Origin of the sequence: Streptomyces sp. NPDC058008 (assembly GCF_042886395.1) — a bacterium.
In the GTDB taxonomy this organism is placed as follows: Bacteria; Actinomycetota; Actinomycetes; order Streptomycetales; family Streptomycetaceae; genus Streptomyces.
In genome coordinates, this window is record NZ_JBHVQX010000024.1 from 49,670 (window position 1) to 65,240 (window position 15,571).

Sequence of the window (15,571 nt, forward strand, 5' to 3'; positions counted from 1 at the left end):
GGCTACGCCTCCTCTTCCTTCTTGTCCTTGCGGTTGAATTCGATCTCCACGCGCGCCCTGGCGATCTCGCCGAAGTCGACCCGGCGTGACGTGGGCTTGCGGCCCTTGACGCCCGGCACCTCCAGGTCGAGTCCCTCGTCGTCCACCCCGAGGACGCGGGCCACCAGCTCGCCGCCCTCACCCAGGGTGATCCTGACCAGCCGGCCGGTGGCGCGTACGTAGTGGCGGTGCTCGGTCAACGGGCGGTCGGCGCCCGGAGAGCTCACTTCGAGGACGTACTCGCCCTCACCCATGGCGTCGGTCTCGTCCAGCGTCTCCGAGAGGGTGCGGCTGAGCTCCGCGCAGGTGTCCAGCTCCACGCCGTCCTCGGAGTCCACGATGACCCTCAGCACCCGCCGGCGGCCCGCCCGGGAGACCTCGATCTCCTCGAGGTCCAGCTCCTTGGCGCTGACGAGCGGCTCCAGCAGTTCGCGCAGCCTGTCGCTCTGGGTGGTGCTCATCCGGGTGACTCCTCGGCCGCGTGTGCTGTTGTGGGGATCGTCGCGTGTCAGGTCAAAGGGTATCCGGTCCGCAGGGGTGTTGCCGTCCGCCTCCCGCCCACCCGCGGGTACGCTCACCATCGGTGATCACTTCGGGTCAGAAACTGTCAAATATCAGGCTGAAGGAGACAAGTGCGCCGCACGGGGACGACGCGCAGGAGTGCGCTCACCGCCACGGGAGCCATGGTCCTGGGCGCGGTACTGACGGGCTGCGGGGACGGACCGGACTCCCGGACGGCCCCCGGGAGCGCGGACGCCCGGGCCGCCTCGCTCAGGGCCGCGACGGCGCTGCGGGCGGCGGCCGCCCGTGACAGCGCCTCACTGCTCTCCCGGTACGAACAGGTCGCGGCCGCCCACCCGTTGACTCGGGCCGGGCTCGCGCCGATGGGCGCCGCGGTCCGGGAGCACCTGGCGGCTCTGGGCGGACCGGCGAAGGCCCCGGGCGGCTCGCCCTCCCCCGCCCCGCCGGCGGCCCCCGCCGACGCGGCGGCGGCCCTGAGGGAGCTGGCGGGCGAGGAGCGCCGGGTGGCGGACGCCCGCACCGCGGCCCTGGTGTCCGCCGCGCCCGAACTGGCCAGGCTGCTGGCCTCGGTCGCCGCGGCCGGCGCGGCCCACGCGTATCTGCTGACCGAACTGGCCAAGGAGATCCCGGCATGACACCGCGCACGGCACAGGAGGACGGAACGGACGGCGCGCTGCGGGCCGCGCAGGCGGCGCTCGCCGCCGAGCACGCCGCGGTGTACGGCTACGGGGTGCTCGGCGGCCGGCTGGAAGGCGGCCGCCGCAGCGACGCGAGGAGCGCGAGCGACGCCCACCGGGCCCGGCGCGACACGCTCGCCCGGGCGGTGCGTGACCTGGGCGGTACGCCGGTGGCGGCCCTCGCGGCGTACGCTCTGCCCTTCGCGGTGCGGGATCCGGCGAGCGCGATGCGGCTGGCCACCGTGCTGGAGGACCGGGTCGCCGGTGTGTACTCCGACCTCGTACGGGCCGCCCAGGGGCCGCTGCGGCAGGACGCCGCGGGAGCCCTGCGGGAGGCCGCGGTGCGTGCCGTGCGCTGGCGCGGCACCGGCGTAGCCTTTCCTGGGCTCGCCGAGAAGGCCGCCCCGCCGGACGACACGGCGGAGGCAGGCGCCACGGGTGCCCCGCACTGAGCAACTGGCACGCTCCGAAAGGGAACAAGGCAGGTATGGGTTCTGAACCGCCGCAGCGTCTGGTGCGAGCGCTCGGCGAGACGTACGGGGACGCGGCCGCGGCCGAGTGGCTCGGGCGGCTCCCCGCGCTCACCGACGACGCGCTGTCCGGGTACGCGGTCTCCCTGGAACGGGTCTGCGCCCCCGGCGGGCGCACGGGCCTCGTCCTCCTGGTGCGCCGGGCGGACGGCACGCCCGCCGTGCTGAAGATCGCGCCTCCCGGGGCCGCTCCCGCGCTCGAACGGGCGGCCCTGGCGCACTGGAACGGCTGGGGCGCCGTCGGGCTGCCGGTCTCCGACAGCGCCACGGCACCGGATGAGGCCCTCCTGCTGGAGCGGCTGCACCACGAGGTGTCCCTGCGTTCCCTCCCGGAGGCGAAGGCCCTGCTGGAGGCCGCCGGTACGGTGCGGCGGCTGTGGGTCGAGCCGCCGCCCGGCCACGCCTTCGAGACCGTCACGGAGCGCACCGCCCGGCAGCTGGGGCCCATGCGGGCCGCCGCCGTGCGGGACCCCGAACTCGAACCGCTGGTCTCCTCGGCGCTGGAGGCCCGCGAGGAGCTGGTCCGCGACTCCCCCGAACTCCTCCTGCTGCACGGCAACTTCCGGCAGAGCAAGGTCCTGTCGGGTGAGCGCGCCCCGTGGCTGGCCGTCGGCCCGGAGCCGCTGACCGGCGAGCGGGCCTACGACCTGGCGCGGCTGGTGCGGGACCGGGTCGAGGACCTCATCGCCTCGCCCGGCGGCGCCGCGACGGCCCGCCGCAGGGTGCGGAAGCTCGCCGAGTCGCTGGAGGTCGACCAGGCGCGGCTGCGCGGCTGGACGCTGTTCCGGGCCGTCGAGTCCGGGACGCGGGCCCTGACGGCGGGGCGCACCCAGGACGGCGAGCTGTCGCTGGAGTTCGCCGGCTGGCTGTAGGCGTACGACGGAGGGCCCCGCGCACCGCGCGGGGCCCTCCGTGCTGTCCGGCTGTCAGCCCTGCTCGGTCAGACGGGCCACGGCCTCGTCGACGGTGAGCTCCTCGCGCTCGCCCGTGCGGCGGTCCTTCAGCTCCAGGACGCCCTCGGCGGAGCGGCGGCCGGCGACCAGGATCTTCGGGACGCCGATGAGCTCGGAGTCGGTGAACTTCACGCCCGGCGAGACGCCCGCGCGGTCGTCGACCAGGACGCGCAGGCCGGCCGCGGCGAGCTTGTCGGAGACCTCCAGGGCCAGCTCGGTCTGGAGCGCCTTGCCCGCGGCGACGACGTGCACGTCGGCCGGGGCGATCTCGCGGGGCCAGCACAGCCCCTTGTCGTCGGCGGTCTGCTCGGCGAGGGCCGCCACCGCGCGGGAGACGCCGATGCCGTACGAGCCCATGGTCACCCGGACCGGCTTGCCCTGCTGGCCGAGGACGTCGAGGGAGAAGATGTCGGCGTACTTGCGGCCGAGCTGGAAGATGTGGCCGATCTCGATGGCGCGGTCCACCTGGAGGCCCGCACCGCAGTTGGGGCAGGGGTCGCCCGCCTCGACGACGACGACGTCGAGGTGTTCGTCGACCTCGAAGTCGCGGCCCGCGACGACGTTCCTCGCGTGCGTGCCCTCCTTGTTGGCACCCGTGATCCAGGCGGTGCCGGCGGAGACGCGGGGGTCGGCGATGTAGCGGACCTTCTCCAGGCCCTGCGGGCCGACGTAGCCGCGCACCAGGTCGGGGCGGCCCACGAAGTCCTCGGCGGTGACGAGCTCGACGACCGCGGGGGCGAGGTGCTCGCCGAGCTTGCCGAGGTCGACCTCCCGGTCACCGGGCACGCCCACGGCCACGATCTCGCCGTCGACCTTGACCAGGAGGTTCTTCAGGGTGGCCGAGGCCGGGACGCCGAGGTGGGCGGCGAGGGACTCGATGGTCGGGGTGTCGGGGGTGTCCAGCTCCTCGACCGCCCCGGTCGCCGACGCGTCCACCGCGGTGGGCCTGAAGACCACGGCCTCGGTGTTGGCGGCGTAGTCGCAGTTCGGGCAGTCGACGAAGGTGTCCTCGCCGGCGGGCGCGGGGGCGAGGAACTCCTCGGAGGCGGAGCCGCCCATGGCCCCGGAGACGGCGGAGACGATCCGGTGGTCGAGGCCGAGGCGCTCGAAGATCCGGATGTACGCGGCGCGGTGCAGCCGGTAGGCCTCGACCAGGCCCTCGTCCGTGGTGTCGAAGGAGTACGAGTCCTTCATCTGGAACTCACGGCCGCGCAGCACCCCGGCGCGGGGGCGTGCCTCGTCGCGGTACTTGGTCTGGATCTGGTAGAGGATCACGGGCAGGTCCTTGTAGGACGAGCACATGTCCTTGACGACCTGGGTGAAGACCTCCTCGTGGGTGGGGCCGAGGAGGTAGTCCGCGCCCTTGCGGTCCTTGAGCCGGAACAGCAGGTCGCCGTACTCGTCGTACCGGCCGCTCGCCTCGTACGCCTCCTTGGGCAGCAGCGCGGGGAGCAGCACCTCCTGGCCGCCGATGGCGTCCATCTCCTCGCGGACGACGCGGGTGACGTTCTCCAGCACCTTCTTGCCGAGCGGCAGCCACGACCAGATACCGGCCGCGGTGCGGCGTACGTAACCGGCGCGGACCAGGAGCTTGTGGTTGAGCGTCTCGGCGTCCGCCGGGTCGTCGCGCAGTGTCTTGATCATCAATCGGGACATGCGCTGGACCTGGGCCATGATGAACTCCTGCTCGGAAGGGTGGTGAGCCCGAGGTTAGCCGGGGGGCCCGCGCGGGCGGAAATCCATTCCTCCCGCCCCCGTGGACGGCCGGCCTCAGCCGCGGCGCAGCGGGAGGGGCGCGCCCATCACCGCGTACGGCTTGGGGGCGCTCGGGAAGAGCACCTGCCGGGCCAGGTCCTGGTAGCCGAGCGCGCGGTAGAGGCCGCGGGCGGGGCTGTCGGTGTCGATCGCGGAGAGGATGGAGCGGGGCAGGTCCACGCCGTCCGTGATGGTGGTGATGAGGCTGCGGCCGATGCCGCGCTGCTGGAAGTCCGGGTGGACGTGGAGTTCGGTGATCACGAACGAGTCGTCGAGCCAGCCGTCGGAGCCGGTGGCGCGCAGGTACGGCTCGACGACGGTGGACCACCAGTGCGTCCGGTCGTTCGGCAGTCCGTAGACGAATCCGACGAGCCGTCCACCGGCGGCGACGGCTCCGAAGGAGCGGGCCTGCGGGTGTTCGAGGTGGCGCAGCACGATGTGGCGCCGCACCTCGATCTCGTCCTGGCCGAGGCCGAAGGCGAGGGCCTGCACGGCGAGCGCCTCGTCGACGCGGGCGGCGAGGTCGAGCGGTCCGACCACGATGTCGGGGGTCCCGGATCCCCAGGGGGACAGGGGGGTTGCTGCTGCCATGCGGGGAACCCTACTGGCCCTGCCGTCCGGTCAGAACAGCACGCTCATGAACGCGCCCGTCTCACGGAAGCCGACGCGGCTGTAGGCGCGGCGCGCGGCGGTGTTGTAGTCGTTCACGTAGAGGCTGACGACGGGTGCCACGTCGCTGAGGGCGTAGCGCAGGACGGCCGCCATGCCCGTCTCGGAGAGCCCGCGGCCCCGGGCCTCGGGGGCGACCCAGACGCCCTGGACCTGGCAGGCCCCGGGCGTGGCCGCGCCGATCTCCGCCTTGAAGAGGACCCTGCCGTCCTCGATGCGGGCGAAGGAGCGTCCGGCGGCGATGAGTTCGGCGACGCGCGCCTGGTAGAGGAGACCGCCGTCGCCGGCCAGCGGGGAGATGCCGACCTCCTCGGTGAACATGGCGACGCAGGCGGGCATGAGGACGTCCATCTCCTCCTTGCGGACCCGGCGCACGAGCGGGTCGGCCGCGATCTCGGCCGAGGGCTGCTCGGTCACCATCAGCGGCTGGTTGGGCCGGACCTCGCGCGCGGGTCCCCAGCTCGGTTCGAGCAGGCGCCACAGCTGGGCGGTGGGGCCCGCGGGGCCGACGATCGAGGAGCAGCGCCGCCCGGCCCGCCGGGCGCGGTCGGCGAAGGCCCTGACGGCCTCGGGGGTGGCGCAGATGGGCACGAGGTTGGCCCCGGAGTAGCAGAGGGAGCGGAGCCGGCCGTCGGCGTACCAGCCCCACATCTCGCCGCCGAGGCGCCACGGATCGAGCCCGGCGATCTGGACGCGGGAGGTGACGAACGCGTTGGCCACGGGTTCGCTCTCGAGGATGGCGAGCGCGGCGGGGAGTTCGCCGGGGTCGAGGACCCGGGTAGTGGTCTGCGTCAACACTGGGGCCTCACCGAACGGTCTGCTGATGTCCGCACTGTACCCAACAAGCCTGTGGGCTGCCGCCCCGCACCGGGAAAGGCCGGTGGGAGGGGGTCTCACACGGCTGTGCCCCGCAGGCGCGGCCTGCGGGGCACGGGGTGCCGGGAGGGGCGGGAGGTCAGCCGGCGATGGAGACCTGGGGCTCGCCGGAGGCGATGCCGTCCTTCTCCATCTGCTCCGCGATCTTCATGGCCTCCTCGATGAGGGTCTCGACGATCTTCGACTCGGGGACGGTCTTGATGACCTCGCCCTTCACGAAGATCTGGCCCTTGCCGTTGCCGGAGGCCACACCGAGGTCGGCCTCGCGGGCCTCGCCGGGGCCGTTCACGACGCAGCCCATGACCGCGACGCGCAGCGGGACCTCCATGCCCTCCAGACCCGCGCTGACCTGGTCCGCGAGCTTGTACACGTCCACCTGCGCGCGCCCGCAGGACGGGCACGACACGATCTCCAGGCGCCGCTGCTTCAGGTTCAGCGCCTCCAGGATCTGCAGGCCGACCTTGACCTCCTCCGCCGGAGGGGCGGACAGCGAGACCCGGATGGTGTCGCCGATCCCCTCGGAGAGGAGCGCGCCGAACGCCACGGCGGACTTGATCGTGCCCTGGAAGGCCGGTCCGGCCTCCGTCACGCCGAGGTGCAGCGGGTAGTCGCTGCGCGCCGCCAGCAGGCGGTAGGCGTTGACCATGACGACCGGGTCGTTGTGCTTCACCGAGATCTTGATGTCCCGGAACCCGTGCTCCTCGAACAGCGACGCCTCCCACAGCGCCGACTCCACCAGGGCCTCCGGGGTCGCCTTCCCGTACTTCCTGAGCAGCCGCGCGTCCAGCGAGCCCGCGTTCACCCCGATGCGGATGGGCGTGCCCGCGTCTCCGGCGGCCTTCGCGATCTCCCGGACCTTGTCGTCGAACTGCTTGATGTTCCCCGGGTTCACGCGGACCGCCGCGCACCCGGCGTCGATCGCCGCGAACACGTACTTCGGCTGGAAGTGGATGTCCGCGATCACCGGGATCTGGGACTTCTTCGCGATGGTCGCCAGCGCGTCCGCGTCGTCCTGCGTCGGGCACGCCACCCGCACGATCTGACAGCCCGACGCCGTCAGCTCCGCGATCTGCTGGAGCGTCGCGCCGATGTCCGACGTACGCGTCGTCGTCATCGACTGCACCGACACCGGTGCGTCCCCGCCGACCGCCACCGACCCGACCTGGATCTGACGGCTGACCCGTCGGTCGGCGAGCTTGGTCGGAACGTCCGGCATTCCGAGAGAAATCGCAGTCATGCGCTGAGCATCCCCAAGGTGTGGATCAGTGTGGATCGAGGTCCCGAGCACGGCGGGCTACAGGATTCGAGGTTACGGCACCGGAGGGCGGCGGGGTGCACCCCGTCGCCCGGCAGGTCCCGTGGTGCGCGGCCGGGGACCCGTACGGGTGCCCGGCCGCGCCCCGTGCGGCGTCAGGTGATCTTGACAGGGTTCACGATGTCGGCCACGAGCACCAGCAGCGTGAAGCAGATGAAGACTCCGGCCACCACGTAGGCGACGGGCATGAGCTTGGCCACGTCGAACGGGCCGGGGTCGGGCCGCTTGAAGACCTTGGCGAGATTGCGCCGCAGGGCCTCCCAGAGCGCGCCCGCGATGTGCCCGCCGTCGAGCGGGAGCAGGGGCAGCATGTTGAACAGGAAGAGCGAGAGGTTGAACCCGGCCAGCAGGAACAGCATCATCGCGATCTGGTTCTGGGCCGGGACGTCGAGGTTCATCACCTCGCCGCCGATCCGGGCCGCGCCGACCACGCCGACCGGTGAGTCGTCGGCCCGCTTGCCGTCGCTGAACGCCGCGTTCCAGAGGTCGGGGATCTTGGAGGGCAGGGCGATGATCGAGTCGACGCCGTTCTCGATCATGTCGCCCATGCGGACGACCGAGTCGCCGAAGGAGAGCGGCAGGATCTCGGTCTTGGCGGCGAAGCCCAGGTAACCGGCGCTGACGTACTGGTCGGGGACGACCTCGCCGTCGGCGTCCTTCTTGGCCACGGCGTTCTTCTTCAGGACGGCGTTCAGGGTCTGCTCCTGGCCGTCCCGCCGCACGGTGATGGTGGCGGGGCCGATGGTCTGCCGGATCCGGTCCGAGAGCGTGGCCCAGTCGTCGACCTTCCGCCCGTCGAAGGCGACGATGGTGTCGCCCTCCTTGAGGCCCGCGGCCTTGGCCGGGGACACCGGGTCGGAGGACTCGCAGGTGTCGCGGTTCTCGCTCTGCGAGATCACGCACTGCTGGACGCCCGCGACCTCGGTGGTCTGTGTCTGGAAACCGAAGGTCATCGCGACGCCCATGAAGATCGCGACGGCCAGCACCAGGTTCATGAAGGGGCCGGCGAACATCACGATCACGCGCTTCCACGGCTTGCGCGTGTAGAAGAGGCGCGACTGGTCGCCCGGCTGGAGCTCCTCGAAGGCGGCGGACCTGGCGTCCTCGATCATCCCGCGCCAGGGGGACGTGGAGCGCGCCTCCAGCCGGCCGTCCGGGCCCGGGGGGAACATGCCGATCATGCGGATGTAGCCGCCCGCGGGGATGGCCTTGATGCCGTACTCCGTGTCGCCCTTGGTGCGCGACCAGATCGTCGGGCCGAAGCCGACCATGTACTGCGGCACCCTGATCCCGAAGAGCTTGGCCGTCGAGAGGTGGCCCAGTTCGTGCCAGGCGATCGAGAACAGCAGACCCACGGCGAAGATGGCGACCCCCAGGATCGTCATCACAATCGTCGTCATGCTCATGCGTGCGCCTCCGCTGTCGCTTCCGCCGAGAGTTCGCGGGCCCTGGACCGGGCCCAGTTCTCCGCTTCGAGGACGTCCGCGACCGTCAGTGAAGTTCCCGTGGTGGGGGTGCCGTGTTCGGTCACCACCGCTGTGACCGTATCCATGATGCCGTTGAACGGCAGCCGTCCCGCCAGAAACGCGTCCACGCACTCCTCGTTGGCCGCGTTGAAGACCGCGGGGGCCGTGCCGCCCAGGGTCCCCACGTGCCGCGCGAGCCCGACGGACGGGAACGCCTCGGTGTCGAGGGGGAAGAACTCCCAGCTGGAGGCCTTCGTCCAGTCGAAGGCGGGAGCAGCGTCCGGGACCCTCTCGGGCCAGCCGAGGCCGATGGCGATGGGGCCTCCCATGTCGGGCGGGGTCGCCTGGGCGAGGGTGGAACCGTCGGTGAACTCCACCATCGAGTGAACGAACGACTGGGGGTGGACGACCACGTCGATCCGGTCGAACGGGATGTCGTAGAGCAGGTGCGCCTCGATGACCTCCAGGCCCTTGTTGACCAGGGTCGCGGAGTTGACCGTGATGACCGGGCCCATGGCCCAGGTCGGGTGGGCCAGGGCCTGCTCCCTGGTCACGCCGGCCAGCTCGGCGCGCGTACGCCCGCGGAAGGGGCCGCCGGACGCGGTCACCACGAGCTTGCGGACGTCGGCGCGCTTGCCCGCGGCGAGGGCCTGGAAGAGCGCGGCGTGCTCGGAGTCGACCGGGATGATCTGGCCGGGTGCCGCCAGCGCCTTGACCAGCGGGCCGCCGACGATCAGCGACTCCTTGTTGGCCAGGGCCAGGGTGCGGCCCGCCTTCAGCGCGGCGAGCGTCGGGGCCAGGCCGATCGAGCCGGTGATGCCGTTCAGCACGGTGTGGCAGTCGCTCGCCGCGAGCTCCGTGGCGGCGTCGGGGCCGGCCAGGACCTCCGGGAGCGCCTCCCCCGCGCCGTAGACCTCACGCAGGGCCTCGCGGAGCGCCGGCACCTTGTCCGCGTCGGCGACCGCGACGGTGCTCACGCGCAGCCGGCGGGCCTGTTCGGCGAGGAGGCGGACCCTGCCGCCCGCGGCGGAGAGCGCGGTGACACGGAAACGGCCGGGGTTGCGCAGGACCAGGTCGATGGCCTGGGTGCCGATGGACCCGGTGGAGCCGAGGATCACCAGATCCCGGCGGCCTTCCGACGCGTCGAAGACGAGGTGCGGATCGGCGAGGGGTGCGGGGCTGTCGCTCATGGCCCCCATTGTTGCCGCTCCCGCTGTGTGCGTTGACCGTGCGTCCCCGCCGGCACCCGGCGAGGGTCACGGCGGTGCGGTGCCCAGGGGTCAGGGACGCGTCGGGGTGCCGAACCTCTCCCTCAGCCGCCGCATGTCCGCCAGGTCGTGCGCGGCGGGTTCGTAGCCCTGGTGGAAGAGCGTTTGCTGCTCCGCGGAGATGCAGCGCACGGCGGCCGTGCCGACGGTGCCGGTGACGAAGCAGGCGGCCGGGTAGCGGAAGGGGGCGCCGGGGTCGGGTGAGGACTGGAGCGCGGACCCGTCGGCGGCGAACGTGAGCGGGTGCAGGTCGATCTCGGGTCCCGCGGGGTGGCTGAACACGAAACGGACGGGGCGCAGGTCCAGGGTCTCGGTGTACCCGGCGGACTCCAGGGCGGCCACGACGGCCGGCTCCTGCTCCCGGACGTGCAGGAGGTCGAGATCGCGGTGCTCGCGGGTCTCCTCACCGAGCAGCGCGTCCACCCCCCACCCTCCGGCGAGCACCACGTCGGTGCCCGCCTCGCGCAGCAGGGCCAGGACGGACAGCACGTCGTTCCGGGACATCATGCCGGCGACCGTAGTCCTCCCCGGGCCGGAGCGCACCGCCTTTACCGCGCGGCGGCTCCCGCGGCGAACGCCGCGAACTCCTCGTGGAACCCGGGGAACGTCTTCCGCACGCAGCCCGGGTCGTCGTAGCTGATGCCCGGTGTACGCAGGCCCGCGACGGCGAACGCCATCACGATGCGGTGGTCGCCGTGGGTGACGATCTCGGTGGGGCGGGGGGTGCCGGGGTGGATCTCGATCCAGTCGGGTCCGGTGTGCACGGTGATGCCCATGTTCCGCAGGTTCTCCGCGCAGGCCTCCAGCCGGTCGCACTCCTTGACCCGGGTGTTGGCGACGTCCTCGATCCGTACGGGCGAGGTGGCGAAGGGGGCGATCGCCGCGAGGGTCGGCATCGTGTCGGAGATGTCGCGCATGGTGACCGTCAGACCGGAGAGCGGGCCGCGGGACCGCACGGTCGTGGACTGCGCGGTCATGGTGACCTCGGCGCCCATGCGCCGCAGCACCTCGGTGAAGCGCAGGTCGCCCTGGAGCGCGCCGGTGCCGAGACCGGGGACGGTGACCTCGCGTCCGGTGAGGGCCGCCGCGGCGAAGAAGTAGCTCGCGGTGGAGGCGTCGGGCTCGATCGCGTAGGTGGTGGCGCGGTAGCCGCCGGAGCCTCCCCGGGCCCCACCCGGCCGGGATCCCGGGGCGGGGACGGTGAAGGTGTCGCCCTCCCGGTGGACCTCCGCGCCGAAGCTGCGCATCATCGCGAGGGTGATCCCGACGTACGGCGCCGAGACCAGGTCGGTGACCTCGATCCGGAGGCCTTCGGCGGTGAGCGGGCCGAGCATGAGCAGGGCGGTGAGGTACTGGGACGACTCCCCCGCGTCCAGGGTGAGTTCGCCTCCCCTGACGCCCGACGCCCGCACGGTGAGCGGGTGGTGGCCGTGCGCGCCTTCGTGCCGCAGGTCCACACCGAGGGAGCGCAGGGCCTCGGTGAGAGGGGCGAGGGGGCGGCGGCGCATCTGCTCGGAGGCGTCGAAGCGGTACGTGCCGCCGGCCGCGGCGGCGGCGAGCGCCGGCAGGAAGCGCGCGGTGGTGGCCCCGTCGCGGCAGTGCACCTCGGCGTCGGCGGCGGGCCCCGAGGGGCGGCCCTCGACGTACCACCGGTCCGGCTCGCGGCGGACTCCGTAGCCCAGCCGGATCAGCCCCTCGGCGAACCCCTCGGTGTCGTCCGAGCACAGGGGGCGCAGGAGGGTGGTGGTGCCGTCCGCCGCGGCGGCCAGGAACAGGGCGCGGGCGGTGACGGACTTGGAGCCGGGGAGGTGGATGACGGTCACGGGCGTCCATCCTGCCCGGGGGCGGGCGTGTCCGCGGGGCGCGTCCAGGCAGTGGACGCGCCCCGCGGGTGCCGGGTTCAGCGGACGGTGCGGTGGACGTCGTCGCCGGTGGCCGGGCCCGGGGTGGCGTCGGCGATCCAGGGGCCGTCACCGCTGGGGTCGATGACCCCCTCCTCCAGCCAGGTGTAGGTGCCGGAGAGGACGCCGTCGACGACGCGGCGGTCGATGTCGTCGGTGTTGGTCCAGAGCCGGCCGAAGAGCTCCTCCACCCGGATGCGGGCCTGCCGGCAGAACACGTCGGCGAGCTGGTACGCCTCGCGGCCGTGGTCGTCGTCGGCCCGCAGGTGCTCCGCCCGGACGCAGGCGGCGCTCATGGCGAAGAGTTCGGCGCCGATGTCGACGATCCTGCCGAGGAAGCCCTGCTTGGTCTCCATGCGGCCCTGCCAGCGCGACATCGCGTAGAAGGTCGAGCGGGCCAGCTTGCGGGACGAGCGCTCGACGTACCGCAGGTGCGCGGAGAGGTCGGGGTGCCCGGGAACCCGGAACTCCGGGTAGGCGCCGGGCAGCTGACCGGGCCCGCCGACCAGCTTGGGGAGCCAGCGCGCGTAGAACCCGGCGGCGTTGGCGCCCGCCTTCGCCTTGTCGGAGAGCGGCTTGTCGGGGTCGATGATGTCGCCGGCGACCTTGAGGTGGGCGTCGACGGCCTCGCGGGCGATCAGCAGGTGCATGATCTCGGTGGAGCCCTCGAAGATCCGGTTGATCCGCATGTCGCGGAGCATCTGCTCGGCGGGGACGGCCCGTTCGCCGCGGGCCGCGAGCGAGGCCGCGGTCTCGAAGCCGCGTCCGCCGCGGATCTGGACGAGTTCGTCGGAGATCAGCCAGCCCATCTCGGAGCCGTACAGCTTGGCGAGTGCCGCCTCGATGCGGATGTCGTTGCGGCTCTCGTCGGCCATCTGCGAGGAGAGGTCCACGACCGCTTCGAGGGCGAAGGTGGTGGCGGCGATGAAGGAGATCTTCGCGCCGACCGCCTCGTGCCGGGCGACCGCCCTGCCCCACTGCTCGCGGACCGCGGCCCACTCACGGGCGATCTTCAGCGACCACTTCCCGACGCCGACGCACATCGCGGGCAGCGAGAGGCGGCCGGTGTTGAGCGTGGTGAGGGCGATCTTGAGACCGGCGCCCTCGGGGCCGATCCGGTTCGCCGCGGGGACGCGGACCTGGTGGAAGCGGGTCACGCCGTTCTCGATGCCGCGCAGTCCCATGAAGGCGTTGCGGTGCTCCACGGTGATGCCCGGGGAGTCCGCCTCGACGACGAAGGCGGTGATGCCGCCCTTGTGGCCGTCGGACCCGGGGACCCGGGCCATGACGACGAGCAGGTCGGCGACGACCCCGTTGGTGGTCCAGAGCTTCACGCCGTCCAGGACGTAGTCGTCCCCGTCGGGCACGGCCGTGGTGGCGAGCCGTGCCGGGTCGGAGCCGACATCGGGTTCGGTGAGGAGGAAGGCGGAGATGTCCGTCCGGGCCAGACGGGGCAGGAAGGCGTCCTTCTGCTCCTGCGTGCCGAACATCTTGAGCGGCTGCGGTACGCCGATGGACTGGTGCGCGGAGAGCAGGGCGCCGATCGAGGGGTTCGCCGAACCGGCGAGCGCGAGCGCCTTGTTGTAGTAGACCTGGGTCAGCCCGAGACCGCCGTACTTCGTCTCGATCTTCATCCCGAGGGCGCCGAGTTCCTTGAGGCCGTCGATGACCTCGTCCGGGATGCGGGCCTCGCGCTCGATCAGGGCACCGTCGACCCGCGTCTCGCAGAACTCGCGCAGCCGGGCAAGGAAGGCCTCGCCGCGCCGTACGTCGTCCGGGGCCGGCAGGGGGTGGGGGTGGATCAGGTCCAGCCGGAAGCGTCCGAGGAAGAGCTCCTTGGCGAAACTCGGCTTGCGCCAGTCCTGCTCGCGGGCGGCCTCGGCGACCTGCCGCGCTTCGCGCTCGGTGACTTTGGGGGCCTGGGGGATGTCGGATGGGGCGGACATGAGGAGCTCACCTCGCCGCGAGTCGGGGTAGGGGTCGGGCCGTACGCGTGCCGATCGGTACCACTCGTCCGTATCTACCCGATCTGCGTCACCCGCACCACCCCTGCGGCGGCCCCCCGGCGGCGCACGGAAGCGGCCTGAGCCCCCGCACAGCGGGCTCAGGCCGGTCCGTCCGCGGCGGGGTGCCTACAGGGCCAGGCCGGTGAGGACCAGCACCCGCTCGTAGGTGTAGTCGTCCATGGCGTAGCGCACGCCCTCGCGGCCCACTCCGGACTCCTTGGCGCCGCCGTAGGGCATCTGGTCGGCACGGTAGGAGGGCACGTCGCCGATGACCACGCCGCCCACCTCCAGGGCACGGTGGGCGCGGAAGGCGGTCTGGAGGTCGTGGGTGAAGACGCCTGCCTGGAGCCCGTACCGGGAGTCGTTGACGGCGGCGAAGGCCTCGGCCTCGCCCCGCGTCCTGCGGATGTACAGGACCGGGCCGAAGACCTCCTCGCACGCGATCGTCGCGGTCTCCGGGACGTCGGTGAGGACCGTCGGGGCGTAGGTGGCGCCCTCGCGCGTGCCGCCGGTCAGCAGGGTGGCGCCGGCCGCGACGGCCTCGTCGACCCAGGCCCCGACCCGGCGGGCGGCGTCCTCGCTGACGAGGGGGCCGACGTCGGTGGCGGGGTCGGAGGGGTCGCCGGTCGCCAGGGCCTCGACGGCCGCCACGATCCTGGGGACGAGCCGGTCGTGGACGGCGTCGTCGGCGATGACGCGCTGCACCGAGATGCAGGACTGGCCGCCCTGGTAGTTCGAGAAGGTCGCGATGCGGCTCGCGGCCCGGTCCAGGTCCTCGTCGGAGGACCAGTCGGCGAGCACGACGGCGGCGCCGTTGCCGCCCAGCTCCAGGGTGCAGTGCTTGCGCGGCACCGACTCCATGATCGAGTAGCCGACCGGACCGGATCCGGTGAAGGAGATCACCGGCAGCCGCTCGTCCTGGACCAGGGCGGGCATCCGGTCGTTGGGCACGGTGAGCACGGACCAGGATCCGGCCGGCAGGTCCGTCTCGGCCAGCAGCTCGCCCAGCACCAGGGCCGACAGCGGGGTGGCCGGGGCCGGCTTCAGGATGATGGGCGCGCCGACGGCGATGGCCGGGGCGACCTTGTGGGCGCTCAGGTTGAGCGGGAAGTTGAAGGGCGCGATACCGAGGACGGGGCCGCGCGGGAAGCGGCGCGTCAGTCCGAGACGGCCGGTGCCGCCCGCGTCCGTGTCCAGCCGCTGGGCGTCGCCGCCGTTGAAGCGGCGGGCCTCCTCGGCGGCGAACCGGAAGACGGAGACGGCCCGGCCGACCTCGCCGCGGGCCCACTTGAGGGGCTTGCCGTTCTCGGCGGAGATCAGCCGGGCGATCTCCTCGGTGCGCTCGGTGAGGCGGCGTACGACGTGGTCGAGCGCGGCGGCCCGTACGTGCGCCGGGGTCGCGGCGAACTCCTCGCGCACGGCGTACGCGGCGGCGACGGCCTCCTCGACCTGGGCGTCGGTGGGCACCGAGACCGTGCCGACGAGACGTCCGTCCCAGGAGTTGGTGACGTCGAAGCTGTCCTCGCCGGTGGCCTGGCGGCCGGCCAGCCAGAAGGCGTGGGTGGAAGTCATGGCGGTTCCGGCCCTTCGGGGG

The 15,571-nt window shown here is 72.7% G+C and carries 14 protein-coding genes; 3 read left to right on the forward strand and 11 right to left on the reverse strand.

Features of this window, described 5'->3' with window-relative positions; translation table 11 throughout:
- Positions 1–2: 2 nt before the first annotated feature.
- Positions 3–500 (reverse strand): ribosome maturation factor RimP, encoded by a 498-nt coding sequence (rimP, locus tag ACFVS9_RS23655; RefSeq protein WP_383116899.1) that lies wholly within the window; start codon positions 498–500, stop codon positions 3–5.
- A gap of 171 nt (positions 501–671) precedes the next feature.
- Here rimP and ACFVS9_RS23660 point away from each other — a divergent pair, with 171 nt between their 5' ends.
- Genes ACFVS9_RS23660 through ACFVS9_RS23670 form a run of 3 tightly spaced genes read left to right on the forward strand, consistent with a single transcriptional unit; the run spans position 672 to position 2,640 of the window.
- Positions 672–1,196 carry a hypothetical protein gene (locus tag ACFVS9_RS23660; protein WP_383116900.1) on the forward strand — a complete coding sequence of 175 codons (525 nt, stop codon included), beginning with the start codon at positions 672–674 and terminating at the stop codon, positions 1,194–1,196.
- Entirely contained in the window at positions 1,193–1,690 is a 498-nt protein-coding gene (locus tag ACFVS9_RS23665; RefSeq protein ID WP_389935167.1) for a ferritin-like domain-containing protein, read from the forward strand. Before ACFVS9_RS23660 ends, ACFVS9_RS23665 begins: the two co-directional genes overlap by 4 nt.
- Positions 1,691–1,725: 35 nt before the next feature.
- Positions 1,726–2,640 (forward strand): aminoglycoside phosphotransferase family protein, encoded by a 915-nt coding sequence (locus ACFVS9_RS23670; protein ID WP_383116902.1) that lies wholly within the window; start codon positions 1,726–1,728, stop codon positions 2,638–2,640.
- 54 nt (positions 2,641–2,694) lie between these two features.
- On the opposite strand, the gene ACFVS9_RS23675 is transcribed toward ACFVS9_RS23670, so the two are convergent.
- The 10 genes from ACFVS9_RS23675 to ACFVS9_RS23720 form a co-directional block, all read right to left on the reverse strand.
- Positions 2,695–4,395 carry a proline--tRNA ligase gene (locus ACFVS9_RS23675; protein WP_389935170.1) on the reverse strand — a complete coding sequence of 567 codons (1,701 nt, stop codon included), beginning with the start codon at positions 4,393–4,395 and terminating at the stop codon, positions 2,695–2,697.
- Positions 4,396–4,491: 96 nt separating this feature from the next.
- On the reverse strand, positions 4,492–5,067 hold the full coding sequence (locus ACFVS9_RS23680; protein ID WP_389935173.1) for a GNAT family N-acetyltransferase: 576 nt from the start codon (positions 5,065–5,067) through the stop codon (positions 4,492–4,494).
- A 30-nt stretch (positions 5,068–5,097) separates the two neighbouring features.
- Complete coding sequence (locus tag ACFVS9_RS23685) at positions 5,098–5,943, reverse strand: GNAT family N-acetyltransferase (RefSeq protein ID WP_383116905.1); 846 nt, start codon at positions 5,941–5,943, stop codon at positions 5,098–5,100.
- Between the two features lie 157 nt (positions 5,944–6,100).
- Positions 6,101–7,258, reverse strand: a complete 1,158-nt coding sequence (gene ispG / locus ACFVS9_RS23690; RefSeq protein WP_383116906.1) for a flavodoxin-dependent (E)-4-hydroxy-3-methylbut-2-enyl-diphosphate synthase — start codon at positions 7,256–7,258, stop codon at positions 6,101–6,103.
- A gap of 173 nt (positions 7,259–7,431) precedes the next feature.
- Positions 7,432–8,742 (reverse strand): M50 family metallopeptidase, encoded by a 1,311-nt coding sequence (locus ACFVS9_RS23695; protein WP_383115228.1) that lies wholly within the window; start codon positions 8,740–8,742, stop codon positions 7,432–7,434.
- The gene (dxr, locus tag ACFVS9_RS23700) at positions 8,739–10,001 is read right to left on the reverse strand and encodes a 1-deoxy-D-xylulose-5-phosphate reductoisomerase (protein WP_389935177.1); all 1,263 of its coding nucleotides are present in this window, start codon (positions 9,999–10,001) and stop codon (positions 8,739–8,741) included. Before dxr ends, ACFVS9_RS23695 begins: the two co-directional genes overlap by 4 nt.
- An 81-nt stretch (positions 10,002–10,082) precedes the next feature.
- The gene (locus ACFVS9_RS23705; protein WP_389935180.1) at positions 10,083–10,577 is read right to left on the reverse strand and encodes a nucleotidyltransferase domain-containing protein; all 495 of its coding nucleotides are present in this window, start codon (positions 10,575–10,577) and stop codon (positions 10,083–10,085) included.
- Positions 10,578–10,618: 41 nt separating this feature from the next.
- Positions 10,619–11,893, reverse strand: a complete 1,275-nt coding sequence (gene aroA / locus ACFVS9_RS23710; protein WP_389935183.1) for a 3-phosphoshikimate 1-carboxyvinyltransferase — start codon at positions 11,891–11,893, stop codon at positions 10,619–10,621.
- A gap of 77 nt (positions 11,894–11,970) precedes the next feature.
- Complete coding sequence (locus ACFVS9_RS23715; protein WP_383115232.1) at positions 11,971–13,917, reverse strand: acyl-CoA dehydrogenase family protein; 1,947 nt, start codon at positions 13,915–13,917, stop codon at positions 11,971–11,973.
- Between the two features lie 186 nt (positions 13,918–14,103).
- A complete protein-coding gene (locus tag ACFVS9_RS23720; RefSeq protein WP_389935186.1) occupies positions 14,104–15,549 on the reverse strand; it encodes an aldehyde dehydrogenase family protein in 1,446 nt (481 codons plus the stop codon).
- Positions 15,550–15,571 lie beyond the last annotated feature (22 nt).

Bases quoted from the DNA above. Each gene is read 5' to 3' on its own strand.
- ACFVS9_RS23695 (WP_383115228.1), bottom strand. From the start codon at position 8,742: ATGAGCATGACGACGATTGTGATGACGATCCTGGGGGTCGCCATCTTC.
- ACFVS9_RS23720 (WP_389935186.1), bottom strand. From the start codon at position 15,549: ATGACTTCCACCCACGCCTTCTGGCTGGCCGGCCGCCAGGCCACCGGC.
- ACFVS9_RS23675 (WP_389935170.1), bottom strand. From the start codon at position 4,395: ATGGCCCAGGTCCAGCGCATGTCCCGATTGATGATCAAGACACTGCGC.
- rimP (WP_383116899.1), bottom strand. From the start codon at position 500: ATGAGCACCACCCAGAGCGACAGGCTGCGCGAACTGCTGGAGCCGCTC.
- dxr (WP_389935177.1), bottom strand. From the start codon at position 10,001: ATGGGGGCCATGAGCGACAGCCCCGCACCCCTCGCCGATCCGCACCTC.
- ACFVS9_RS23715 (WP_383115232.1), bottom strand. From the start codon at position 13,917: ATGTCCGCCCCATCCGACATCCCCCAGGCCCCCAAAGTCACCGAGCGC.
- ACFVS9_RS23665 (WP_389935167.1), top strand. From the start codon at position 1,193: ATGACACCGCGCACGGCACAGGAGGACGGAACGGACGGCGCGCTGCGG.
- ACFVS9_RS23680 (WP_389935173.1), bottom strand. From the start codon at position 5,067: ATGGCAGCAGCAACCCCCCTGTCCCCCTGGGGATCCGGGACCCCCGAC.
- ispG (WP_383116906.1), bottom strand. From the start codon at position 7,258: ATGACTGCGATTTCTCTCGGAATGCCGGACGTTCCGACCAAGCTCGCC.
- ACFVS9_RS23670 (WP_383116902.1), top strand. From the start codon at position 1,726: ATGGGTTCTGAACCGCCGCAGCGTCTGGTGCGAGCGCTCGGCGAGACG.
- ACFVS9_RS23705 (WP_389935180.1), bottom strand. From the start codon at position 10,577: ATGATGTCCCGGAACGACGTGCTGTCCGTCCTGGCCCTGCTGCGCGAG.